This is a genomic window from Devosia sp. CN2-171 (assembly GCF_049354815.1).
Classification (GTDB): Bacteria; Pseudomonadota; Alphaproteobacteria; order Rhizobiales; family Devosiaceae; genus Devosia_A.
This window is the reverse complement of the sequence record NZ_CP186479.1, coordinates 4,178,224-4,199,912: the sequence shown is the minus strand read 5'-3', so window position 1 is coordinate 4,199,912 and position 21,689 is coordinate 4,178,224. Positions and strand designations below refer to the sequence as shown.

General features: G+C 64.7%; 22 protein-coding genes. 10 read left to right on the top strand and 12 right to left on the bottom strand.

Translation table 11 applies throughout. The features are described from left to right. Window positions 1-63: 63 nt before the first annotated feature. The 3 genes from ACOYW5_RS20830 to ACOYW5_RS20820 form a co-directional block, all read right to left on the bottom strand. Entirely contained in the window at window positions 64-1,065 is a 1,002-nt protein-coding gene (locus tag ACOYW5_RS20830) for a sensor histidine kinase (protein WP_423066790.1), read from the bottom strand. An 87-nt stretch (window positions 1,066-1,152) separates the two neighbouring features. Then, window positions 1,153-1,554, bottom strand: coding sequence for a host attachment family protein (locus tag ACOYW5_RS20825; protein WP_423066789.1), 402 nt, complete (start codon window positions 1,552-1,554; stop codon window positions 1,153-1,155). Window positions 1,555-1,580: 26 nt separating this feature from the next. Continuing rightward, complete coding sequence (locus ACOYW5_RS20820) at window positions 1,581-1,946, bottom strand: response regulator (protein WP_423066788.1); 366 nt, start codon at window positions 1,944-1,946, stop codon at window positions 1,581-1,583. Window positions 1,947-2,110: 164 nt separating this feature from the next. Between ACOYW5_RS20820 and ACOYW5_RS20815 the strand changes: the two genes are divergently transcribed. From ACOYW5_RS20815 to ACOYW5_RS20795, 5 genes are all read left to right on the top strand, one after another. After that, a complete protein-coding gene (locus ACOYW5_RS20815; protein WP_423066787.1) occupies window positions 2,111-3,259 on the top strand; it encodes an ROK family transcriptional regulator in 1,149 nt (382 codons plus the stop codon). Then, the gene (locus tag ACOYW5_RS20810; protein ID WP_423066786.1) at window positions 3,256-4,026 is read left to right on the top strand and encodes an ATP-binding cassette domain-containing protein; all 771 of its coding nucleotides are present in this window, start codon (window positions 3,256-3,258) and stop codon (window positions 4,024-4,026) included. Before ACOYW5_RS20815 ends, ACOYW5_RS20810 begins: the two co-directional genes overlap by 4 nt. A 42-nt stretch (window positions 4,027-4,068) precedes the next feature. Further along, a complete protein-coding gene (locus ACOYW5_RS20805) occupies window positions 4,069-5,109 on the top strand; it encodes a sugar ABC transporter substrate-binding protein (protein WP_423066785.1) in 1,041 nt (346 codons plus the stop codon). A gap of 279 nt (window positions 5,110-5,388) precedes the next feature. Continuing rightward, a complete protein-coding gene (locus ACOYW5_RS20800; protein ID WP_423066784.1) occupies window positions 5,389-6,384 on the top strand; it encodes an ABC transporter permease in 996 nt (331 codons plus the stop codon). After that, on the top strand, window positions 6,381-7,157 hold the full coding sequence (locus ACOYW5_RS20795) for an SDR family oxidoreductase (RefSeq protein ID WP_423066783.1): 777 nt from the start codon (window positions 6,381-6,383) through the stop codon (window positions 7,155-7,157). The genes ACOYW5_RS20800 and ACOYW5_RS20795 overlap by 4 nt, the downstream gene beginning before the upstream one ends. 68 nt (window positions 7,158-7,225) lie before the next feature. Here ACOYW5_RS20795 and ACOYW5_RS20790 read toward each other — a convergent pair whose 3' ends face one another. From ACOYW5_RS20790 to ACOYW5_RS20770, 5 genes are read right to left on the bottom strand one after another with little or no spacing between them, the layout of a single operon-like run. After that, window positions 7,226-7,861 carry a GNAT family N-acetyltransferase gene (locus ACOYW5_RS20790; protein WP_423066782.1) on the bottom strand — a complete coding sequence of 212 codons (636 nt, stop codon included), beginning with the start codon at window positions 7,859-7,861 and terminating at the stop codon, window positions 7,226-7,228. Further along, window positions 7,851-9,317, bottom strand: a complete 1,467-nt coding sequence (locus ACOYW5_RS20785) for a beta-N-acetylglucosaminidase domain-containing protein (RefSeq protein ID WP_423066781.1) — start codon at window positions 9,315-9,317, stop codon at window positions 7,851-7,853. The genes ACOYW5_RS20790 and ACOYW5_RS20785 overlap by 11 nt, the downstream gene beginning before the upstream one ends. Before the next feature lie 13 nt (window positions 9,318-9,330). Continuing rightward, window positions 9,331-10,170, bottom strand: coding sequence for a carbohydrate ABC transporter permease (locus tag ACOYW5_RS20780; RefSeq protein ID WP_423066780.1), 840 nt, complete (start codon window positions 10,168-10,170; stop codon window positions 9,331-9,333). Then, window positions 10,154-11,047, bottom strand: coding sequence for a carbohydrate ABC transporter permease (locus ACOYW5_RS20775; protein ID WP_423066779.1), 894 nt, complete (start codon window positions 11,045-11,047; stop codon window positions 10,154-10,156). Before ACOYW5_RS20775 ends, ACOYW5_RS20780 begins: the two co-directional genes overlap by 17 nt. Before the next feature lie 14 nt (window positions 11,048-11,061). Further along, the gene (locus ACOYW5_RS20770; protein WP_423066778.1) at window positions 11,062-12,327 is read right to left on the bottom strand and encodes an ABC transporter substrate-binding protein; all 1,266 of its coding nucleotides are present in this window, start codon (window positions 12,325-12,327) and stop codon (window positions 11,062-11,064) included. 176 nt (window positions 12,328-12,503) lie between these two features. Here ACOYW5_RS20770 and ACOYW5_RS20765 point away from each other — a divergent pair, with 176 nt between their 5' ends. From ACOYW5_RS20765 to ACOYW5_RS20755, 3 genes are all read left to right on the top strand, one after another. Further along, entirely contained in the window at window positions 12,504-13,238 is a 735-nt protein-coding gene (locus ACOYW5_RS20765) for a GntR family transcriptional regulator (protein ID WP_423066777.1), read from the top strand. Between the two features lies 1 nt (window position 13,239). After that, entirely contained in the window at window positions 13,240-13,980 is a 741-nt protein-coding gene (locus ACOYW5_RS20760; protein ID WP_423066776.1) for a sugar isomerase domain-containing protein, read from the top strand. Window positions 13,981-14,149: 169 nt separating this feature from the next. Continuing rightward, window positions 14,150-14,455, top strand: coding sequence for a GIY-YIG nuclease family protein (locus tag ACOYW5_RS20755; protein ID WP_423066775.1), 306 nt, complete (start codon window positions 14,150-14,152; stop codon window positions 14,453-14,455). 146 nt (window positions 14,456-14,601) lie between these two features. On the opposite strand, the gene ACOYW5_RS20750 is transcribed toward ACOYW5_RS20755, so the two are convergent. Then, a complete protein-coding gene (locus ACOYW5_RS20750; protein WP_423066774.1) occupies window positions 14,602-15,654 on the bottom strand; it encodes a lysine-2,3-aminomutase-like protein in 1,053 nt (350 codons plus the stop codon). Beyond that, on the bottom strand, window positions 15,651-16,649 hold the full coding sequence (gene epmA, locus ACOYW5_RS20745) for an EF-P lysine aminoacylase EpmA (RefSeq protein WP_423066773.1): 999 nt from the start codon (window positions 16,647-16,649) through the stop codon (window positions 15,651-15,653). Before epmA ends, ACOYW5_RS20750 begins: the two co-directional genes overlap by 4 nt. Before the next feature lie 214 nt (window positions 16,650-16,863). Here epmA and efp point away from each other — a divergent pair, with 214 nt between their 5' ends. After that, entirely contained in the window at window positions 16,864-17,433 is a 570-nt protein-coding gene (gene efp, locus ACOYW5_RS20740) for an elongation factor P (protein WP_423066772.1), read from the top strand. 260 nt (window positions 17,434-17,693) lie between these two features. After that, window positions 17,694-18,644, top strand: coding sequence for a ring-cleaving dioxygenase (locus ACOYW5_RS20735; protein WP_423066771.1), 951 nt, complete (start codon window positions 17,694-17,696; stop codon window positions 18,642-18,644). A 61-nt stretch (window positions 18,645-18,705) separates the two neighbouring features. Here the strand turns inward: ACOYW5_RS20735 and ACOYW5_RS20730 are convergent, their stop codons facing one another. Both ACOYW5_RS20730 and ACOYW5_RS20725 read right to left on the bottom strand, forming a co-directional pair. Next, the gene (locus ACOYW5_RS20730; RefSeq protein WP_423066770.1) at window positions 18,706-20,892 is read right to left on the bottom strand and encodes a vWA domain-containing protein; all 2,187 of its coding nucleotides are present in this window, start codon (window positions 20,890-20,892) and stop codon (window positions 18,706-18,708) included. After that, the gene (locus tag ACOYW5_RS20725; RefSeq protein WP_423066769.1) at window positions 20,889-21,413 is read right to left on the bottom strand and encodes an RNA polymerase sigma factor; all 525 of its coding nucleotides are present in this window, start codon (window positions 21,411-21,413) and stop codon (window positions 20,889-20,891) included. The genes ACOYW5_RS20730 and ACOYW5_RS20725 overlap by 4 nt, the downstream gene beginning before the upstream one ends. Between the last annotated feature and the right edge of the window lie 276 nt (window positions 21,414-21,689).

Genomic DNA, 21,689 nt, shown 5'->3' with positions numbered 1-21,689 from the left:
AAGCGCCGCTTTCACATCCCTGCCCGGCGGTCGGCGTTGTGGTCGCTCGTGGCTTCGGCTCCTTCAGCCAGCCAGACGCTCTTCCTTGATCCTCAGAGTCACGATCACGCCCTCGGTTGACCAGTCGTACACGATCGAACCGCCCAACTGGCCCGCTATGCTGCGCCGGACCAGATCGCTTCCGTAGCCGTCTGCACCGTTCCGGGGCTCGACATCTGGCCCCCCACGCTCGGTCCAGACGATGACCACTTCATCACCGTCGGTTGTGCCTGAGACATCGAGCGAACCGGCTTCCACCGACAGCGCTCCATATTTCAGTGAATTGGTGGCGAGCTCATGAATGATCAACGCCAGGCTCGTGGCAGGACCTTCCGCGATCCCCATTCGCGGCACTGCAACCCTGATGCGACCGCTGAAGGCGCCCATGTCCTCGTACGGCGCCAGAAGTATCGACAGCAGGTCGCCGAGCAGCGCAGCGGTGCCTTGGTGGCCAGGCAGTGGGCGCACCAGATCATGCGCTCTCCCGAGGGCCGCGAGGCGGTCGGTCAGCACTTCGGCCATTTCGACAGCAGAGGTCGTCGACCGCGCAGATATCCGGGTAAGGCCAGACGCAATCGCCAGCAGGTTCTTCACCCGGTGGCTCATTTCCCCCGCGAGGAGCTCATGCCCCTCCTCCGCCTGCTTGCGCCCCGTCACGTCGAGGAAGACACCGAACATGAGCCGCTCGTGCAGACCGGAGTCATTGCCCAGGCCACGCGCCGAGATCCAGCGGACGACTTCACCCAGCATCACTCGGAAGTCTATTTCGTAGGAGCCGACAATCGCTCGGGTAGCCGTGAACGCATTGCGGACGCGGTCCCGGTCGGCCGGGTGGATATGCGAGGAAAGGTCCTCGAACGTAACGGAATCGCCCTTTGGCAGACCCCAGTGAGAAAAGCCCTGCTCGTCCATCGTGAACTCGTCCGAATCGACGTTCCAGGACCAAAGCGAAACTCCGGCCGCCTGAAGGGCGCGGCGGAGGTTGTCCGGCTCCCATAGGGGGTGGTCTTGATCGGTCGACGACACTCTGGCTCCAATTGGCTGAGAGGGGATTGAACGCTACCTCAGCGGGGGCGATCCACCTAATCGCCAATACAGGTCCCCCAAAGTCCGCTAGGCAGCCTTGATGGCAGTCTCGACATCCTCGACGGCATGACCGGTCAAATCCTTGGCAATCTCACCGATCAGCTGTGCGACGAGCGCCTTGTGGTAGTGCTTGCGCATCTCGCCCAGAGCCCTGGGGGCAGCCACGACGACCAATCCCTCGATCTTGCCGTCGAGAACGCCTTTGTTGAGCATTTCCACAATCCCGGCGGAGAACCCGTCTTCGCTCGACTGACCCTGATCGGGATTGCCGGAACTGCTCTGCCGCGAACCGCTTCCCTGACCACTGCTATCGACGTCGGCGTGGGGTGCTGGTGCCAGTTTCAGCACCGCCTCATCTCCCGAATTGCGATAGAGGTTCAGCTTTTCGCCGTCTGCAACCGCGACCGTTGTGCCTCTGGGAAGCATCATGAGATTTCTCCTGTGAGATGGTGCGGCTAGGCCGCGACTAACTCTTGTATCGATCGCAGCACGTCCTCGTGGGCATACGGCTTGCTGAAGAACACGCTCCCAGCAGGCATGTCCGCGATATCGACTACACGGTGCCCTGACGTGACGATTATTCTGACAGGGGGCCAGCGATCATGGACCGTCGCAGCCAGTTTCAAGCCGTCCATGCGTCCGGGCATGTCGACATCTGTGAAGATCAACCTGATGCGCGGAGTGACGGCGAGGATTTCGAGAGCGTCGGCGGCATTGGAGGCGTCCAGCACCTCGAACCCTTCATCCTCCAGCTGAAAGACCACCGCCATACGGACGAGGTGTTCGTCCTCGACAACCAGCACAGTCTTCTTGTCGCCCATAGCCATAACTCCGGATGCACATCAGCGACGCGAGGAGGAACGCCGGGAGGTGAACAACGATCCACCCTATTTTCGCTACCCAGGATGGCTCCTATTTTTGAATTCCATTTGACTTAATAAATCCGCCGTCGCAGTCTCCCCTGACTTGCTCGGGAGAAACGCCTTTGGGCCTGCGTGGGACCAACCAGGAATTCGGACGGCCGTACAACCGGCGGATCGTGCTCGAAGCGATCCGCGCCACCGGTCCCACCACCCGCGGCCGCATCGCCGAGCAAGTCGGCCTCACGGTCCAGACAGTCTCCACCATCATCCGCGAGCTCGAAGAACAGGGCTACATCCTCTCCGAAAAGGAGGAACCGCGCGGCCGCGGCCTGCCCCCGACGACCCTCCGCATCAACCCCGAGGGCGGCTATGCCATCGGCATCCACGTCTCTCCGCTCGGCATCGACGCCGCCTTGATCGACCTTGCCGGCACTGTCATCGGCAGCACCCGCCGCGACGCCGCCCATACGACGCCCGACGAAGGCTTCACCCTCGTCCGCGCCATGATCGGTGAATTGCGCGCCCTCCGCCCCGGCGCGCGCATGCTCGGCGCCGGCCTTGCCCTGCCCGGTCCCTTCGATGTCGAGTCGATGAGCTTTGTCGGTCCCACCACCATGACCGGCTGGGGCAACGTCGCCCTGCGCGAGCGCCTCGCCGAAGTCAGCGGCATGCCTGCGTTCATCGAAACCGACATGGCCGCCGCCGCGCATGGCGAGCGCCTCTATGGCCGCGGCGCCGAGTTCTCCGACTTCTACTACCTGTTCCTCGGCGTCGGTCTCGGCGGCATCATGGTGCACGAAGGCGTCGCGCAGCGCGGTGCCTGGGGCAATGCCGGTGAAATCGGCCACATCCCGATCGTTCCGGATGGCGAGCCCTGCCCCTGCGGCAATCGCGGCTGCCTCGAGCGCTACGTCTCCCTCGACGCCTTCGGCCGTCGCGGCCTCGGCGAAGCCGCATGGACGGCGAGCATCCGCCCGCAATTGCGCGCCACGATCACCACCATCGAGAACATGTTCGACCCCGAGACCATTATTCTTGGCGGCCTCATGCCCACCGGTCTCGCCACCGAGCTTGCTGCCGCCGCCGCAGACCTGCCCAACTCCGTGTCGGCCCGCCGCGACCGCAAGGCGCCCCGGCTCATCGTCTCCAGCAACGGGCCCGACACCATCCTGCTCGGAGCCGCGGCACTCGCTGTCTCCGGTGTCCTCTCCCCCCGCTTCGGCCAGCTCTTCGTGCCCGGCCGCGACCAGATCAAGGGTCTCGCCGCATGACCGCATTCGAACCGCTCCTCGTCCTCGATGACATCAAGAAGAGCTACGGCGCCATCGAAGCGCTGAAGGGCATCAGCTTCACCATCGGCAAGGGCGAAGTCGTCGCGCTGCTCGGCGACAACGGCGCCGGTAAGTCGACGCTGGTGAAGATCATCTCCGGCGGGCTTGATCCCTCGGGTGGCCGCATGCTGTTCGAGGGCCGCGAGTTTCTCGCCAAGTCGCCCTCCGAGGCCAAGGCCGCCGGCATCGAGACCGTCTATCAGGACCTCTCGCTCGCCACCAATGTCGATGTCGTCGCCAACTTCTTCATGGGCCGCGAGATCACCAAGCGCATCCTCGGCATCCCCATCCTCGACGAGAAGTCCATGGAAGCCGTGGTCGCCAAAGCCATGGCCAGCGCCGGCACAAAAATCCCGTCGCTCCGTACCAAGGTCGAGCACCTCTCGGGCGGCCAGCGCCAGGCGATCGAACTCAACCGCTTCGTCCACTGGGGCGGGAAGCTTGTGCTGCTCGACGAGCCCTTCGCCGCGCTCGGCGTCGAACAGACCCGCCGCGGCCTCGAAATGATCCGCGCCGTCGCCAACCAGGGGATCGGCGTCGTCATCATCACCCACATCATGCAGCAGGCCTTCCAGGTCGCCGACCGGATCGTGGTGATCCGTCAGGGCGTTGTGGCCGGCGATGTTGCGACGAAGAATACGAGCCCCGACGCGGTGGTCAGAATGATCACCGGGGAAACCCTTGCCGCTGCCGGAGCGGCAGGCTGAGGGGGCAAAACAGGGAAATCCGGCAAAACAGGAGCGAACGAAATGAAGCGAATACTTCTATCCGTCTTCGGCGTTCTGGCAGTGGCCATGGCCCTGCTGTCGCCCGCTTACGCCCAAACCAAGGGCAAGGTCTACTACCTCGTCCCCACGCTGCTCGACGAATTCCAGACCGGCTCGGTCTCGGCCCTCGAAACCTTCCTCAAGCAGGTCGGCTACGAGATGCAGACGCTGAACGCCGACAACAAGACCGACGTCCAGCAGTCCCAGATGAATGACGTCATCGCCCTGAAGCCGGCCGCGATCATCCTCGCTGCCGTCGACTTCAACGCACTGAAGCCCTCGATCGAGGCCGCCATGGCCGCCGGCATCCCGGTGGTCGAGTTCGACCGCCAGATTACCTCGACGCCCTCGGCCTTCACCTCGGTCGCCGGCACTGTCGAGATCGGCTACATCGCTGCAGAACAGGCCCAGAAGCTGCTGACCGCCAAGCATGGCTCGGTTAAGGGCAAGGTCCTCCAGATCCTCGGCGATCCGGGCGACCCCTACACTCTCGACATCCAGAAGGGCTTCGACGAGAAGATGGCGGCCTTCCCCGACGTCAAGATCATCTCCGTCCCGGCCATGGCCTGGGCCGCCGACGCCGCCGGCACCATCGCCAACGACCAACTGGTCGCTAATCCCGACATCGATCTCATCTTCAGCCACGCCGCTCACCTGTCCGTCGCCGTCGTCGCTTCGCTCGAAGCCGCCGGCAAGGCCCCGGGCGACATCATGCTGATGAGCTCGAACGGCGCTCCGGTCGGCCTCGACCTGATCCGCAAGGGCTGGCTCAACGTCGAAGTCGAGCAGCCGCTCTATGCCCAAGCCGCCGCCGTCGCCGCCTTCATGGACAAGATCGTGGCCAAGGCCGAGATCGCGCCCGGTGAATACGACATCATCGGCCTGACCGGTACCGTCACCACCGAAGCCTGGGGCCCCAACATCAAGCTCCCCGGCGCCGCCATCGACAAATCCAACGTCGACGACGCCAAGTTCTGGGGCAACCTGAAGCCCCCGACCGACACGGTGAAGTCGATCGAGTAAGGCAAGCGCCGGCCTCTCCGTGATCCTCCCCCGCGTGGCGGGGGAGGGGGACCGCCGAAGGCGGTGGAGGGGCGGCCAAAACCTCCGGCCAAGCCACGAGTGCCTTCTCCCCTTGTGGGAGAAGGTGCCCGAAGGGCGGATGAGGGGTGAGCCACGGCAATTGTACCTGCCGCTCGCCCCCTCCACCGGCTACGCCGATCCCCCCGGGGTGAGCCCTCTGGCCTCATCCCCTCCCCCGCTTTGCAGGGGAGGACCAGCACCCGCCAACCCGAGCCATCCATGACCCCCACCACCCGCCGAACCCTAGAATTCCTGCTCGACAACCTCGTCTGGGTCATCCTCCTCGCGGTCCTGGCGCTGTTCTCGCTGTTCATCCCGAACTATTTCCAGCTCGGCATCTTCGCCAACATCATCGAGGCGTCCTCGGTCCTCGGCGTCATGTCGATCGGCCTCGCCCTTGTCATCATCGCCGGACACATGGACCTCTCGGTCGAGTCCGTCGCCGCGCTCAGCGCGATGACCGTCGGCATGCTCTTCTGCTCGGCCGGCATCGGCATGGGACTGACCGTCGAGCCGGAGTGGCTCCTCGCCCCCATCTCGCTGCTCCTCGGTATGCTGGTTGGCGGCATCATCGGCGCTATCAACGGCGTCCTCATCGTCAAGGTGAAGATGAATGCCTTCATCGTCACCCTCGCCAGCTTCATCTGGGTGCGCGGCATCGTCCTCGCCGTCTCGGGCGGCCGCTCGGCGCAGGATCTCGCGCCCGCCATCCGCTGGTTCGGCATTCAGCGCCTGCTGGGCCTACCGCTCACCGCCTGGATCGCCATCCTCTGTTTCGTGATCTTCTCTTTCATCATGGCCAAGACCCCGTTCGGCCGACACCTGCTGATGATCGGCGGCAATGAGAACGCCGCCTTCCGCGCCGGCATTAAGGTCAACCGTATCCTTATCACCGCCTTCATTCTTGCCGGCGCCATCGCCGGCCTTTCGGGCTGGCTCCTCGCCATCCGGACCTCCGGTGCCACCGCCAATCTCGGCACCGGCATGCTGTTCAACGCCTTCGCCGCGGTGGTCATCGGCGGCATCAGTTTGAAGGGCGGCGTCAGCGCCCTGCCCGGCGTCTATGCCGGCGTACTGCTGCTGAGTTCGATCAACACAGCCATCAACCTGCTGCAGCTCCCCGCCACCAGCACGCAACTGATCCACGGCCTGCTCGTCCTTGCGGCCGTGTTGCTCGATACGCTTAAACTCAAGCTCAGGCAGAAACTCGCATGACCGGACGTCTCGAAGGCAAGGTCGCCATCGTCATCGGCTCGGCCCGCGGCATCGGCAAGGCCACCGCCGTCCGCTTCGCCGAGGAAGGTGCGCGGCTAATCATCGCCGACACCGAACGCGAAGCCGGCGCCGCCACCGCCGCCGAACTCGGCGCCCCGTTCATCTATGTCGATGTGTCAAAGCTCGCCGACGCCGAAGCCGCCGTGGCCGTTGCCGTCCAGCGCTTCGGCCGCCTCGACATCATGGTGCAGAACGCCGGCATCTATCCCTGGCAACTGCTCGAGGACACCTCGGTCGAGGACTGGGACCGCGTCATGGGTGTCAACCTCCGCGGCAGCTTCATCGCCGCCCGTGCCGCCCTCGTGCCGATGAAGGCGCAGCGCTCGGGCCGCATCCTCTTCACCTCATCGATCACCGGTCCCCACGTCACCAGCCCCGGCCACGGCCACTACTCGGCGACGAAAGCCGGCATCAACGGCCTGATCCGCGCCGCCGCCCTCGAATTCGCCGGCTACAACATCACCGTCAACGGCGTCGAACCCGGCAACATCCTCACCGAAGCCATCCAGCTCCACCGCTCGCCCGAATTCATCAAGGGCATGGAGGACGCCATCCCGTTGGGCCGCCTCGGCAGCCCGCGCGACGTCGCCAACGCCTTCCTGTTCCTCGCCTCGGACGAAGCCGCCTACATCACCGGCACGACTATCGTCGTGGATGGTGGGCAATTACTCCCCGAAGGCGCGGATTTCCGGATCATGCCGGATCGGCCATAGCCACTACCCGCGCCACACCGTCCCCTCTCCCCACTTTGAAGAGCGGCCAGAACGAGCGGCAGGCAAGCTCAGAACCCCTTCACCATATACACCGCGTTGCGCGGCGCGCCCGGCCCCGTGAGCCGCGAGAAGCCCAGCTTCTCGTAGAACGCCAGCGCGCCGCGATTGCGCGGGCTCACGCCCAGGTGCATGCCCGTGGCGCCGTCGCGCCCGAGCGCCGCCATCACATGCTCCAGCGCCCTGCGCCCGAAGCCCTTGCCCTGCACCTCCGCCAACAGGTCGATATGCCCGTGCGCCGGATAGGGATGCAGTGCCTCCGGATAGGCGAACTGCGGGTGGTGGATTTCGTAGCGCGCCCAGTCGCTGCCCCGGGTCCACTTCGCCTTGTCCGGCCCCGGGTCTTCCAGCGTCGCCGCCACTGTGGGAAACCACTCGCGCGCCGCCCACGCGTAGTAGGCCGCGCTATCGATCGCCCCCAGCACGTAGCCGCACACCCCGTTCGGCCCGTCGATCACAAAGGCATACTCGGGCGCGAACACCTGGTAGGGCACCGCATAGATCAGCCCCAGCAGCCGCGGATCGTCCTCGCGCGCCGTCGCGTCCGCGCCGGAATCGCCCGTCTTGAGGCACACCATTTCCATCGCCGCGCGATCGGAAGCTTCCGCCTGCCGAAGGCGATAGCCCCCACCCAACTCACCGACCATGCCGGTACCGCCCGTTTGCGTCGCGCGGCAGCAGCTCCTGCACCGCGACAGTGAATCCCTGTCGGTAGAAGTTATAGATTCGATCCCGATGGGGAAACTCCGCCCCTGGGGCAGGATCGCCCGCTAGCCAGTCGAGATAGGTCACGAGATGCGTCACCTCCTCGCGCGCTTCCCACAAATATGGGTGGAAGGCGTAAAATAGGTCGCGATTCTCGAGCTCGGTCATCCGGTGGAATAAGTCCCGGATCCGGTCGCGGAACTCGACCAGCGCATCGTGCCCCGCCTGCCACTCCGGATCGCGCACATTGGGCCGGTCCTGCTTCAACAGCCACCGCGCCGTCACCAACAGATCCTCCACCTCGGGCCCACACTTGAACGGCTGATAGAACAGCTCCGCCAGCAGCCGGACCTCCTTCGGCGACAGTGTCTCACCAATAAACGCCAGCTTGAAGCGTGGCTGCCACGCCTCGAGCGCCAGCGCGAACGCCGCCTCCTCGCCCTGCGCGCCATTGGCGAACAGCCCCGTCGCCCGCACGGGCACGAAGTTCGCCTCGAACTCGTTGTTGGGGTTGGTGATGAACCCATCGACCAGCCCGAGAATCTCGGTGTCCCGCCCGCCCAGCGGCCCGGCATAGACCCGCCTGATGTCGTAGTCGTTGGCGTAGAAATTCTCCCAGATCACCGGCTTCCGCCGGATCACCTGCGCGAGCTCGCGCAGCCCGTCCGCATCAATCGAACTCGAAACAATATCCGGCCCGGTCCAGAACACCCCGATCGCCGGATCGAGCTCCGCCCCGATCGTCTTGAGATAAGCCGAGCCGGCCACATCCCGTCCGGTGAACGCCCCGCAATACTCGGTCGGGCAAAACAGCATCCGCACCGCCGGCGCCTTGCTCGCCAGATAGTCGAGCGCGGCATTCGCAAAGAAGCACTGCGCCGCCGCGAACGACGGAAACACCTTCTCGTCCGCCGGCATCATCGTCGACGGAATGTCGTCGAACAGCAGCGCGAAATGTGTGACGCCGAGTTCCAGGAGCTGGTCAAGCCGGCGCTTCAGCGCCTCGAGGTCGCTTGCGTCCGAATAGACGACATCGAGGCACGGCGCGATCGCCACCATGAAGTTGAGCTTTCGCACGCGTGCCGCGTCGACCAGCTCCTGGATTTCTGCGGCTTCCGCCGCGTTGTAGGTTTCGCGCCAGCGCGCCCGGATCTTGATGTCGTCCTTGGGCCCGTAGACGAACGTGTTCATCCCCGCCTGCGCGATCCAGTCGAGCATTTCGATGCGCTGCCGATGCGTCCAGGCGCGCCCATAAAAGCCCTCGATCACCCCGCTGAGGAAGCTGCTCGCCGGCAGCGAACCGCCCCGCGCCTTGTCCGGCTGGTCGAGCAGCACGTCGAGCGACCATCCGGATAGTCCGGGCGGCGACGCCGAGGCGGGCAGCGGCAGTTGGTGCACGGTTCCCAAAGCGTCAGTCCATCGCCGTTGCCGTCAGCCCGGCAATCACATGCCGCTGCAGCACGAAGTAGAGAATGAGGATCGGCACCGTGGTGATCGCCAGCGCCGCGAACACCAGCGCATAGTCGGTGCTGTGATAACCCGAGAACCGCACCAGCCCGACCGGCAGCGTCCGCTGCGCATCATCGGTGACGAACAGCAGCGCAAACAGCAGCTCGTTCCACACGCTGATCGTATTGAGCACCACCATGGTCAGCATCGCCGGCCACACCATCGGCACCGACACGTGCCAGAAGATTTCCCAGGTATTGGCGCCATCGAGGCGCGCCGCCTCCTCCATGTCGGGACGGATCGACATGAAATAGGCCCGCATCAGGAACACCGTGAAGGCCAGCTGCCATGCCGCCCCCGGCAGGATCAGCGCCCAGGGTGTGTTCAGCAGGTGCATGTCGCGCAGCTGCGTGAACAGCGCGATGGCGACCGACGGCGGCGGCAACAGCAGCCCCACCAGCAGCACCCGATACATGATCCTGCGCCCCGGAAACTCCAGCCGCGTGAACGCGAACGCCGCCGCCGTCGCGAACAGCACGCACATGCTGACGGCAACCGTGGTCACGAACACCGAGTTGAAATAGAGCGTCCCCAGCCCGCCGACTTCCCAGGCTTCGCTTAGATTCTCCCATCGCCATTGCGTCGGCAGCGCGAACGGCGTGCGGAAGATCTCCCGGTTCGACTTGAAGGCCGAATAAACCATCCAGATCGCCGGATAGAACGTCACCAGCACGATGATGCCGGCCGCCCCGAACTGCAGCCACTCGGCTGTGCTGCGCGGCTTCTCAATAGCGCGTGACATTGCCGCGCTCCGAGATCTTGAGATAGCCGATCGAAATCAGCGACACGACCACCGTCAGCACCACCGTCAGCGCCACGCCGTAGCCGATCTGATTTTGGTCGAAGGCCTGCTTGATGATCCAGGTCGCCGGCACTTCCGTCGCCCCGAACGGCTGCCCATTGGTCATGGTGAAAAACAAGTCGAACCCGGCGAACCCGCCTGTGACGGCGAGGAGAATGCAGACGATCACGTTCTGCTTCAGCATCGGCAGCGTGATGGCGAAGAACTGCTGCACGCCATTGGCGCCGTCGAGCTTGGCCGCCTCGTAGAGGTTACGCGGAATGCGCCTGAGCGCCGCAAAGAAGATCACCATGTAGAAGCCGGCATACTTCCAGCCCGACACGATGCAGATGAACAAGAGCGCCGTCTCCGGCTGTGCCAGCCACGGCTGCGCCCAGTCTCCCAGCCCCAGCGACCGCAGCGTCGAGTTGAGCAGCCCGGTGCGGAAATCGAGCACGAACTTCCACAACACGCCCGCCGCCGACATCGACAGCACCACCGGAGCAAAGAACATGCCGCGCATCAGCGAGAAGCCGCGCCGGTCCGAGTTCAACAGCACCGCCATGAACAGCCCGAACGAGACCTCGAAAATGAGCGTCGCGAGGATGTAGAGGATGACGTGCACGAACGACATGAGGAACGTCGTATCAGTCAGCGCCCGGGCAAAGTTGGCGAAGCCCGCCCAGCGCGGCGCACTGAACCCGTCCCAGAATGTGAAGGCGTAGTAGACCGACGCGCCGAGCGGCAACAACACGAAGGTCGCGAACAGGAGCATCGCCGGCGCCGCGAACAACAGGTTCGCGGCGCCGGTGCTGATTGGGGCCGAACGGTCTTCCAAGGTGTGCGACCGGCCTACTGCTTGCCCATCGCGGTCAGTGTCTCGTCGAGCCAGACCAGCGCATCCTTGGCGCTCTTCTCACCCGAGGCGGCAAAGGCAGCCGCCTGGTAGAACGCCTCGGCCACCGGCACCGGATACTTGTTGTCTGGCGGCGGCACGATCGAGGGCGCGCCGCTCATCAGCGCCAGCATGGCGGAGGTCTGCTCGTCGAGCTTGGCCTTCTCGCTGACGCCCTGCACCGGGCTCATCTGGCCGCTCTCCGACCACGTGACCTGGCTGGCTTCCGACGTGAGGTATTTTAGGAACTTGATCGCCTCGGCCGGATGCTGCGCATCCTTGTGCACCACGAGCCCGGTGATCGTGCCGATCACGCTATTGGCCAGCGGATGCGCCGGATCGATCACCGGCGTGTTGAACTGAGAATACTCAAAGCCCTCGTCGGCGAGGTTCGAGGTCTCCGACACCAGCCACGACCCGATCGGGTGCATCACTGCCCCCTCCTGGAAGAACGTTGCCATGGCGGGATCGGCGCCCAGCGCCTGCATGTCCTTGTTGAAAGCACCGACGTCGTGCAGCCCTACGAGCAGGTTCAACGCCTTCTCGAAGGCCGGCGTATCGAACTTGGCTTCCTGCTTGAAGGCCGCGACATACTCGTCCGGTGGCACCACCATCGCGGCGATATGGCCGGCCCAATTGCCCAGCGGCCAGAACTCGTTATTGCCCTCGACGATCGGCGTCTCGCCGGCATCGGCCAGCGTCTTGGTCAGCGCGACGAACTCGTCCCAGGTCTTGGGCGGCGTTAGGTTGTGCTCGGCGAAGATTTTCTTGTTGTACCAGATGGTGTTGGTCAGATCGAGCGACAGCGGCACCAGGTACGGCTTGCCGTCGACCATCGTGCCCGCGCCATCGGTCCACACCGCGGCCGAGAACGTGTCCTTCCAGCCATCAGCCGCCATCGCGTCGGTCAGGTCATAGGCGTAGCCGGCGGCAACGTCGCGCTGCACCGGATAGCCGGCCCATTCAAAGAAGATATCGGGGACCTCGTTGCTCTTCAGCTGCGTGATCAGGCCCTGGTTCGAGTACTGGTCGTCATCGAACACGATCTGCTTGATCTTGATGTCGGGGTTAGCCGCCTCGAAGCCGGCAATGATCGCGTCGAGCGCCTCGCGGCTTGAACCGCCGGTGATCGAGTGCGTGAAGCGCACCTCGGTCTGCGCCCACGCGCTGGTCGTCAACATCAGCAGTGCAGCTATCGCTGCCAGTGTCACCTTTTTCGCCATATCGATCGCACCCCTGTCCCTGTCCCAACCCAGCGGCGAAACGGTACCGCCATACTGGTATGTTATTGGTTTGGCACAGCTTGTCCATACCCCTTCATTAGCGGGGAAATGGCTTGCAATATTCGGACCAAAATCATACCAGTGAGCAACCAAGATCGCGGTTGCCCGGAGGGGCCTTGGACTTTTACGCGGCAATTCTGGAACGGATGGAGCGCCAGCACGGCCCGCTTGGCGACCGTCTGCGCAACGCTCTGACCTATGTGCTCGATTCCGGCATCATTCCCGCCGGCGAGTCACTGCCCTCCGAGCGGGAGATGGCCGAGCGCCTCAATGTCTCGCGCTCGACCCTCCGCCAGGGCCTCAAGGATATCGCCCAGCTCGGGCTGGTCGCGACGCGTCCGGGTGCGGGCACCGTGGTCGTCGGGCGCATCCCCAAGGCGCTGTCCCACTTGTCCGGCTTCACCGAGGACATGCAGCAGCGCGGCCTCGTCGCGAGCTCGCAGGTGCTCGAATGCAGCATCGCTCCGGTCGGCCCCGATACTGCCTTCCGCACCGGCCTGCCGCTCGGCACCCCGGTCTTCACTCTCGTCCGCCTGCGCCTCGCCGGCGGCGAACCAATCGCCTACGAACGCGCCATGGTTCCGGTCGACGCCGTGGGCGAGAATTTCGACGGCACCGGCTCGCTCTACGAGCGCATGGATGCCCGCAAGGCCCGGCCCAAGCGCGTCCTGCAAAGCCTGCAGGCGACCGAAGCCGATGAGGAACTGGCCCGGCACCTCGGCGTCCGCCCGGGCGCTGCGGTGCTCGAAATCAGCCAGCTCGGCTACGGAGACGCCGGCACGGTCGTCGAGGACGCCACCAGCTGGTACCGCGGCGATCGCTACAAATATGTCGGCGAGATCAGGGGTTGAGATGGCGGCGACAGTGCGCCAGCGCTATCGCGATACGGTGGTCTCCATCCTCGACCGGGTGCTGACCGAGCAGTCCGCTGCCCTCGATGCCGCCTGCGACGCCGTCACCACCGCGCTCGCCACCGACCACCTGATCTATGTCGCGGGCAGCGGCCATTCGCACATCCTCGCCGAGGAAGTATTCTACCGCGCCGGTGGCATCGCCGCGGCGCAGGCCATCCTCGATCCCGACCTGATGCTGCATCTCGGCGCCGAGCGCTCGACCCTGCTCGAGCGCGAGGAGGGCCGCGCCGCCCGTGTCCTCGCCGACTATCCGGTCGGTCCCGGCGACGTCGTCTTCATCGCCTCCAATTCCGGCCGCAACGCCTATCCCATCGAGATGGCGCAGGCCTGCAAGGCGCGCGGTGCCACCACCATCGCCCTCACCTCGATGCGCCACGCCTCGGCCATCACCTCGCGCCACGGCTCGGGCCGGCTCCTTTACCAGGTGACCGATCTCGTCCTCGACAATGGCGGCGAATACGGCGACGCCGCCCTCATCGTCGGCCACGACCGCCACATGGGCCCCACCTCGACCATTTCAGGGGTCTTCATCCTCAACGCCGTCCTCGCCGAAGCCGTCGACAAGCTGGCTGCCGGTGGCGTCGACGTCGACGTCTATCAAAGCGCAAACATGCAGGGCGCCGAAGCCGCTGCAGAAGAAATGATCCGCCGGTGGCAATCGCGGATCAGGGGGTTGTAGGGTCGTCGGGCAGGCGACCCTACAATCTCATTTCGGATGTGGTGGACCACTGCCCCACCTCCCACTCGGTGTCATCCCTGCGAAAGCAGGGACCCAACTATCCCCTTGCGCCAGCTGAAAATTGGGTCCCAGCTTTCGCAGGGATGACACCGATGTTTGGGGCACATCCGTGGAACAAACCTATCATGTCTATCTGCTGGCCTCGCGCCGCAACGGCAGCCTGTACGTCGGTGTGACGAGTGACCTTATGGGTCGAGTGGGACAGCACAAGGCCCACCTCGTTCCCGGCTTTACGGCCACTTATGGAGTCACCAGACTGGTGTGGTTCGAGACCCACACGTCGATCGAGGCCGCTATCGCCAGGGAAAAGCGGATCAAGTCATGGAAACGGGACTGGAAGATCGATCTCTTCCGCGAGAGCAATCCGAACTGGGACGACCTGTATCCGGGCCTCGTTAAGGGGGTCTGGAGTTAACGCCCAATCCCTCCCACTCGGTGTCATCCCAGCGACAAACTGGGACCCAACTCACCGCTGGCGCCACCTGACAATTGGGTCCCTGCTTTCGCAGGGATGACATCGAGATTGGGGATACATCAGTTCCCATGCAGATGTTCTTGGAGCTACCCACTCACCGGCGGATACACATGCTCCCCGCCCCGCCAGTCCGACACGATGCACACCCCGTCCTCGTCCCGAACATTGGCCGCCGCGATCGGCGCCTTGCCGTAGCCGCCCGGGATATCGAGCACATAAGTCGGCTGGCACAGCCCCGACACCCGTCCCCGTAACGCCGCCACCAGCCCCTGCCCCTCGGCAATCGACACGCGGAAATGCGCCGTCCCCGGCGCGAGGTCCGGATGGTGCAGATAGTACGGCTTCACCCGCGCCTCGACGAAGCCGCGGAACAGCGCCGCCAGCACCTCGACATCGTCATTGATCCCAGCCAGCAGCACCGACTGGCTGAGCATCACAATACCCGCATCGACCAGCCGCCCCGCCGCGGCCCTCGCCGCCGCCGTCAGCTCACGCGGATGGTTCGCGTGCAGCGCCACATAGGTCGTCTTGCCGCTGGCCTTCAGTGCCGCGATCAGCTTTTCGTCCACCCGCTCCGGCTCGACCACCGGCACGCGCGTATGGAACCGCACGATCTTCACATGCGGGATGTCGCGCAGCCGCGCCATCATCTCCCCGAGCCGCCGCGCCGACAGCACCAGCGGATCGCCGCCGGTGAGGATCACTTCCCAGATTTCCGGATGCCCGGCGATATACCCGATCGCCGCATCCATTGCCTCGGGCGAGAGCGTCCCGAGCCCCTCCGGCCCCACCATCTCGCGCCGGAAGCAGAACCGGCAGTACACCGGGCAAACATGCACTGCTTTCAGTAGAACTCTGTCGGGATATCTATGGACGATGCCCTCGAGCGGCGAGTGTGTCTGATCCCCGATCGGGTCCGCCCGCTCCTCCGGCGTCACCGACAATTCGGCGAAGTCCGGAATGAACTGCCGCGCGATCGGATCGTTCGGATCGTCCCGGTCGATCAGCCCCGCGACATCCGGCGTCACCGCGATCGCATACCGTTTCGCCACCGCCTGGGCCTCGGCTTGCCGCTCGGCCGGCAACAATCCCGCCTCGACCAGATCGGCCGCGGTGCGCAACGCACGATCGTGCTTCATCTATCGCCTCCCGCCACCGGCACCCAGATGACATCCTCGATCTTGGGCGCGCCCGTCGCCAGCATCACCAGCCGGTCGAACCCCAGCGCCACTCCGCTGGTTTCGCCCATCAGCGGCAGCGCCGCCAACAGGTCCTCGTCGAGCGGATAGACCTCGCCGTAGAGCCGTTGTTTTTCGTTCATCTCGGCGGCAAACCTGCGGCGCTGTTCGGGCGCATCGATGAGTTCGCCGAACCCGTTAGCCAGTTCCACCCCGCAGGCATAGAGCTCGAATCGCTCGGAAACCCGCGGATCGTCGGCAATCCGCCGCGCCAGCGCCGCCTCCGCTGCCGGATAGCGATCCAGCACCGTGATCCGCCCAAGTCCCAGTGCCGGCTCCACCATTTCCACGAGCACCCGGCTGAACAGATACGACCAGGTGAACTCCGCCGGCACCACGAGCCCGACACCGCGCATCAGCCCGGCCAGCGCTGCCGCGTCGGTATTGCCCTCTGCATCCATCGTCGCGAACAAGTCGATCCCGGCATACTCCCGGAACGCATCGACGACGCTCAGTCGCTGCGGCTCGAGCCGTGGATCGCAGGTCCGTCCCCGATAGCGCAGCATGGGTACATCGATCACATCAGCCGCCAGCCGGCAGAGCATCACGCAATCGGCGATCACCGCGTCATAGGCTTCTCCCGCCCGATACCACTCGAGCATGGTGAATTCCGGATGGTGCAGCGCCGTCCGCTCCCGGTTGCGCCACACATGCCCGATCGCGGCGATCCGCCGCTCCCCCGCCGCCAGCAGCTTCTTCATCGAGAATTCCGGCGAGGTATGGAGATACATCGTCTCCCCCACCCCATCATTGCCGATCATTTGCGTCGCGAAGGCATGGAGGTGCGTCTCGTTCCCCGGCGACCGCTGCAGCCCCGGCGGGTCGACCAGCACGAAGTCGCGATTGGCGAAATAGCTCCGCACCGCCAGTTCGATCTTGTTGCGCCCCATCAGCATCGGCCGACGGTCGGCGTGTCGATCGGGGCTCCACCAGGGGGAGGCAGCAGGAGACGGCGGGGCATTGGTCAATGCGCAAGGACTTTCAGGCAACAGGACTGGCAGTTTTCGGCGAATTGAGGTATCGGGCGGCACCCGAACACTAGATCAGCGCGTCCGCCGGCCTCCGTTGCCGCTCTCTAGGCCGCCGCCAACCGTTGAACAAGGAAGAAATATGGTCAAGGTCATCGCCTCGTCCCTGCGCAAAGGCCACGTCGTCGAGCAGGACAATAACCTGCACGTCGTGCTCACTGCCGAAAACGTCCACCCCGGCAAGGGCAACTCGGTGACCAACGTCACCATGCGCCGCATGTCGGACGGCGTGAAGGTCATCGGCCGCTGGCGCACCGTGGAAATGGTCGAAAAGGCCGATGTCGACGAGCGCGAGTACCAGTTCCTCTACCACGACGCCGAAGGCTACCACTTCATGGACCCGGCGTCCTACGAGCAGATCGCTGTCTCCGAAGACATCGTCGGCGACCAGGGTTCGTTCCTCACCGATGGCATGCTGGTCTATCTGAAGACCTTCGAAGGCGTCGCCATCGCCATCGAACTGCCGGCTCGCGTTACGCTCGAAATCGTCGAGACCGAGCCCGTCGTGAAGGGCCAGACCGCCTCGTCGTCGTTCAAGCCCGCGACCCTCAACAACGGGGTCAAGACCATGGTCCCGCCCCACATCGGCGTCGGCACCCGCGTCGTCGTGATGACCGAAGACGCGTCCTACGTCGAACGCGCCAAGGACTGATTGTCCAATGATCCGGTGGATGGGCGCGATCTCGCCCACCCACCAGCTGTCATCCCTGCGAAGGCAGGGACCGATGTCACCGCCCGCGCCAACCGTAGCTTGGATCCCTGCCTTCGCAGGGATGACATCGAGTGAGTGGACGATCCGTGGTCCACACGAGCCATTGTTCATCCCGCATTGACGATCCGTCGGCATCTGCCCGCTATCCGCCCTGCTGTTTCCCGCCTATCTCTGTGGTCACGAAACAACGGAGGCATCCCATGGCCCTCGAACTTGAAGGCATCCACCACCTGACCGCCATCACGGCGCAGGCGGCCCGCAACGTCGATTTCTACACCCGCGTCCTCGGCCTCCGTCTGATCAAGAAGACGGTGAACCAGGACGACGTCAGCGCCTATCACCTGTTCTACGGCGATGCCGTCGCCTCCCCCGGCGCCGACCTGACCTTCTTCGATTGGCCCACCGCTCCTGCGAAGCGCGGCAACCATGAAGTCTCCCGCACCGGCCTTCGCGTCGCGTCCGAAGCCGACCTCGGCTGGTGGAAAGAACACCTCGCCGAGCAGGATGTCGCCTCCGGCAACATCAAGGAGCGCGCCGGCCACCTGTCGCTCGAGTTCGAGGATTTCGAGGGCCAGCGCTTCCGCCTCGTCGCCGATCCGAAGTCCGGCCCCGGCCACCCCTGGGACAAGAGCCCGATCCCGGCCGAACACCAGATCCTCGGTCTCGGCCCGATCACTCTCGCCGTCCCCGACCTCCGCCGCACTGCGCCGGTCCTCACGGGCATCATGAACATGCGCGAAGTGCGCTCCTACCCGGCCCGCGAGAAGAATGGCGAAATCCACGTCTTCGAGATGGGCCAGGGCGGCGCAGCGGCTGAACTGCATGTCGAGGTGAACCCGGAACTGCCGCAGGCCCGCCAGGGCGCCGGCGGCGTCCACCACGTCGCCTTCCGCACCCCCGACAAGAACGAGTTCGACGAGTGGGTGAAGCGCACCGCCAACAATGGCGTCCGTACCTCCGGCGAAGTCGAGCGCTTCTACTTCAAGTCGCTCTACTTCCGTGAGCCCAACGGCATCCTGTTCGAGATCGCCACCGACGGCCCCGGCTTCACCGCCGACGAACCGCTGGAAACCCTCGGCGAACGCCTGGCCCTGCCCCCGTTCCTCGAAGGCCGCCGGGCGGAGATCGAAGCAGGCCTGAAGCCGCTCTAGGCCACCGTCCTCTCCGTGATCCTCCCCCGCGGGGCGGGGGAGGACAAAGAGGGCGTCAGACCTACTTGCAGTTCCGGTTCCCCTCCGGCGCCGTGCAAAGCGGCTCCTCGCTGTCCCTCACCAGCGCCTTCGCCATATCGATCATCTGCACGAATTCGGCCCGGTACCCGTTCTCGTCCGCGCCACGGGCACCCTGCGCGAGCGCCCGAACCTCGTCCCAGCTCATCTCGCCATAGTTCGATCCCCTGAGCTTCTGCCCGAACGCCGCCACCGCCGCGGCAAACCGAGCGTCGGTCGATGCCTCCGACAGATCACGCACCACGAGGTCAGCGCCGATCGGCTGCTCGGCCAGCGTCGAGGTGTCCCCATCCGGCAGTTTGTAGCGCAGCTTGAGATACCCGATCTCGTTCGCCGCCACCGCCGGAGCCGCAGCGGTCCCGCCCTGCTCGTACCGCAGCGGATCGTTCAGCGCGGCACCCGAGCCGACCGGCGTGATCTCGTAGAGCGCGGTGACCGTCGTCCCCGCCCCGATCTCGCCCGCGTCGACCTTGTCGTTATTGAAATCCTCGCGGTTGAGCGCCCGGGTCTCGTAGCCGATCAGCCGGTACTCGCTCACCACCGCCGGGTTGAACTCGACCTGGATCTTCACGTCCTTGGCGATAGTCTGAAGCGTGCCGCCGGCATCCTCAACCAGCACCTTCTGGGCTTCCTTGAAGCTGTCGATGTAGCTGGCATTGCCGTTGCCGTTCTGGGCCAGCGCCTGCATCGTGTCGTCGCCGAGATTGCCCTGGCCGAAGCCGAGCACCGACAGGAATACCCCGCCGTCGCGCTTGCCCTTGATGAAGGTCTTGAGCGCCTCCGGATCATCGATCCCGACATTGAAGTCGCCATCGGTCGCAAGGATCACGCGGTTCACGCCGTCAGAAACCTTGTTCTGCTCAGCCAGCCGATAAGCGAGCTCGATCCCCTCTGCTCCGGCGGTCGAACCGCCCGCAGCAAGATTATCCAGCGCCCCGAGAATGCGGGATTTGTCCGTGCCTTTGGTCGGCTCCAGCACCACGCCGGCCGAACCGGCATAGGCGACGATCGAAATCGTGTCCTCGACCCCCATCTGGTCGACCAGTAGCGCAAACGCCCGCTTCAGCAGCGGCAGCTTGTCCGGCTCATCCATCGACCCCGAAGTGTCGATGAGGAATACGAGGTTCGACGGCTTCTTCTCGGTAACCGGCGGCACGTAGCCCTTGATGCCGATCTGGACGATCTGCGTCGCGGGGTTCCACGGCGTCGGATAGACCGAGACATTCGGCTTGAACGGCGTCGAGGCATCCGTCGGCGCCGGATAGTCGTAGTCAAAGTAGTTGATCAGCTCCTCGATGCGCACCGCATCGGGCTCCGGCACCCAGCCCTCGGTGAGGGTCTTGCGCACATACGAGTACGAAGCCGTATCCACATCGATCGAGAAGGTCGAAACCGGCTCGTTCTTGACGATCTTCACCGGGCTCTCGGTGAATTTGCTGAACTCGTCGCCGCTGGGCTCGGTGCGCGGCGCCATCGTAGCGTCGGCAGGGGCCGGAGCAGCAATGAATGACTCCATCTGCTCCACCCCGCCGCTGGCTTGCGGGCTGGCCGCGATCTGCGGGCTCGTCGCCATTTTGCGCATTTCCATCGGCGGCGGAGCGGCGTCGAGGATGCCGAGATTTGCGACTCCTGCTTCCTCCCCATCGCGCAACATATCGGCCTCACCAGCAGGCTTCGCCGCCTGCATCGCGCCCATCTCGTTCGCCGATTCCGACAGCGTCGTCACCGGTGCATCCGCCGAAACCTCTGCCCCGACCGTGCTGTCCGCATCGGCCCGGCCCAGCGCAAGCGGCTCCGGCTGAGGCGCAACTTCCGGCTGTGGCAAAGTCGTCGTCGTAGTCGGTACCACCGGCGGCAGCCCGACCGGCGTGATCGCCGTCGAAGTGTAGAGCTGGTAGCCGAGCGGCAGCAGGAACAGTGCGAGGGCGGCGGTGCCGAACCCATAAGCAAGACGGTGGTCCATGATCCATTTCCCTTTCTGAGAGGCGAAGATGGACCTGAGACGATCGATGATCTGATTTCCTTGGGGCGCGGCCGACGCCTTTTCCTGTTCCGCATCGAAAGCCAGCATCGCGGCATCGAGCGCACGGCGGCGCGCGGCCTCGCTTGGCGCAGGCGTGCCGGATGCCTTCAGCAGGTTGAGCTTGTCGTCGTTCATATGGTTGCTCATAGGAGCCCCCTCAGGGTCTTCTTGGCCTCGTGGACATGCCACGAGACGGTCGCTTCCTTGCAGCCCATGATCACACCGGCCTCGGCGTGGCTCATCCCCTCCGCGTAGATCAGCAGCACCGCATCGCGCTGCTGCTCGGGCAAACGGCGCACCGCCTGCCACAATTCCTTGGCCGCCGCCGAATCCTCCTGCTCGGGCAGGTATTCGTCCGGCGTAACCTCCGCATAACGGTCGGTGTTGCGACCCCGCCGGCTCCGCGCCCGCTGCATGTCGCGCACCGCGTTCAGTGTCACGCGATAGAGCCAGCTGGTGAAAGCCGAGCGCCCGTCGAACGATTTCAGCACCGAGGCGAGCTTGATGCACACCTCCTGCGCCACGTCCTCGGCGTCCGACACCTTGCCGCACCATTTGCACGCCGTGCGGAAGATGAAATCGTAGTGCCGCTCGACGAGCTCGGCAAACGCACGCCGATCGCCGCCGACCGCCCGCGCGATCAGCGTCTCGTCGGGTATGGGTGCCACCAGCACTCCGCTATCGATGAACTCGGACGTCAAAGATCTCAGCACCCGTTGGAGCTCTCGGTCGGCACACTAGAGATGAGACGATGAACGCCAACTGATCCTTGGGGTGGGGCGATAGATTTATTGGTACGGGCGCTGTCGCTGCCCAATCCTCCGGCCGTCACCCCGGCGAAAGCCGGGGCCCAGTGCACGGAAAATTCCACTCACACGAAAACACCCGATCCATCAGCGAAGAACTTGCACGGTCAGTACCCGGCGGAGCAACGAGCAGTGGGT

Bases quoted from the DNA above. Each gene is read 5' to 3' on its own strand.
- ACOYW5_RS20735 (WP_423066771.1), top strand. From the start codon at position 17,694: ATGGCCCTCGAACTTGAAGGCATCCACCACCTGACCGCCATCACGGCG.
- ACOYW5_RS20730 (WP_423066770.1), bottom strand. From the start codon at position 20,892: ATGAGCAACCATATGAACGACGACAAGCTCAACCTGCTGAAGGCATCC.
- efp (WP_423066772.1), top strand. From the start codon at position 16,864: ATGGTCAAGGTCATCGCCTCGTCCCTGCGCAAAGGCCACGTCGTCGAG.
- ACOYW5_RS20800 (WP_423066784.1), top strand. From the start codon at position 5,389: ATGACCCCCACCACCCGCCGAACCCTAGAATTCCTGCTCGACAACCTC.
- ACOYW5_RS20760 (WP_423066776.1), top strand. From the start codon at position 13,240: ATGGCGGCGACAGTGCGCCAGCGCTATCGCGATACGGTGGTCTCCATC.
- ACOYW5_RS20820 (WP_423066788.1), bottom strand. From the start codon at position 1,946: ATGGGCGACAAGAAGACTGTGCTGGTTGTCGAGGACGAACACCTCGTC.
- ACOYW5_RS20750 (WP_423066774.1), bottom strand. From the start codon at position 15,654: ATGAAGCACGATCGTGCGTTGCGCACCGCGGCCGATCTGGTCGAGGCG.
- ACOYW5_RS20770 (WP_423066778.1), bottom strand. From the start codon at position 12,327: ATGGCGAAAAAGGTGACACTGGCAGCGATAGCTGCACTGCTGATGTTG.
- ACOYW5_RS20795 (WP_423066783.1), top strand. From the start codon at position 6,381: ATGACCGGACGTCTCGAAGGCAAGGTCGCCATCGTCATCGGCTCGGCC.
- ACOYW5_RS20790 (WP_423066782.1), bottom strand. From the start codon at position 7,861: ATGGTCGGTGAGTTGGGTGGGGGCTATCGCCTTCGGCAGGCGGAAGCT.
- epmA (WP_423066773.1), bottom strand. From the start codon at position 16,649: ATGCTGATGGGGCGCAACAAGATCGAACTGGCGGTGCGGAGCTATTTC.
- ACOYW5_RS20810 (WP_423066786.1), top strand. From the start codon at position 3,256: ATGACCGCATTCGAACCGCTCCTCGTCCTCGATGACATCAAGAAGAGC.
- ACOYW5_RS20825 (WP_423066789.1), bottom strand. From the start codon at position 1,554: ATGATGCTTCCCAGAGGCACAACGGTCGCGGTTGCAGACGGCGAAAAG.
- ACOYW5_RS20780 (WP_423066780.1), bottom strand. From the start codon at position 10,170: ATGTCACGCGCTATTGAGAAGCCGCGCAGCACAGCCGAGTGGCTGCAG.
- ACOYW5_RS20805 (WP_423066785.1), top strand. From the start codon at position 4,069: ATGAAGCGAATACTTCTATCCGTCTTCGGCGTTCTGGCAGTGGCCATG.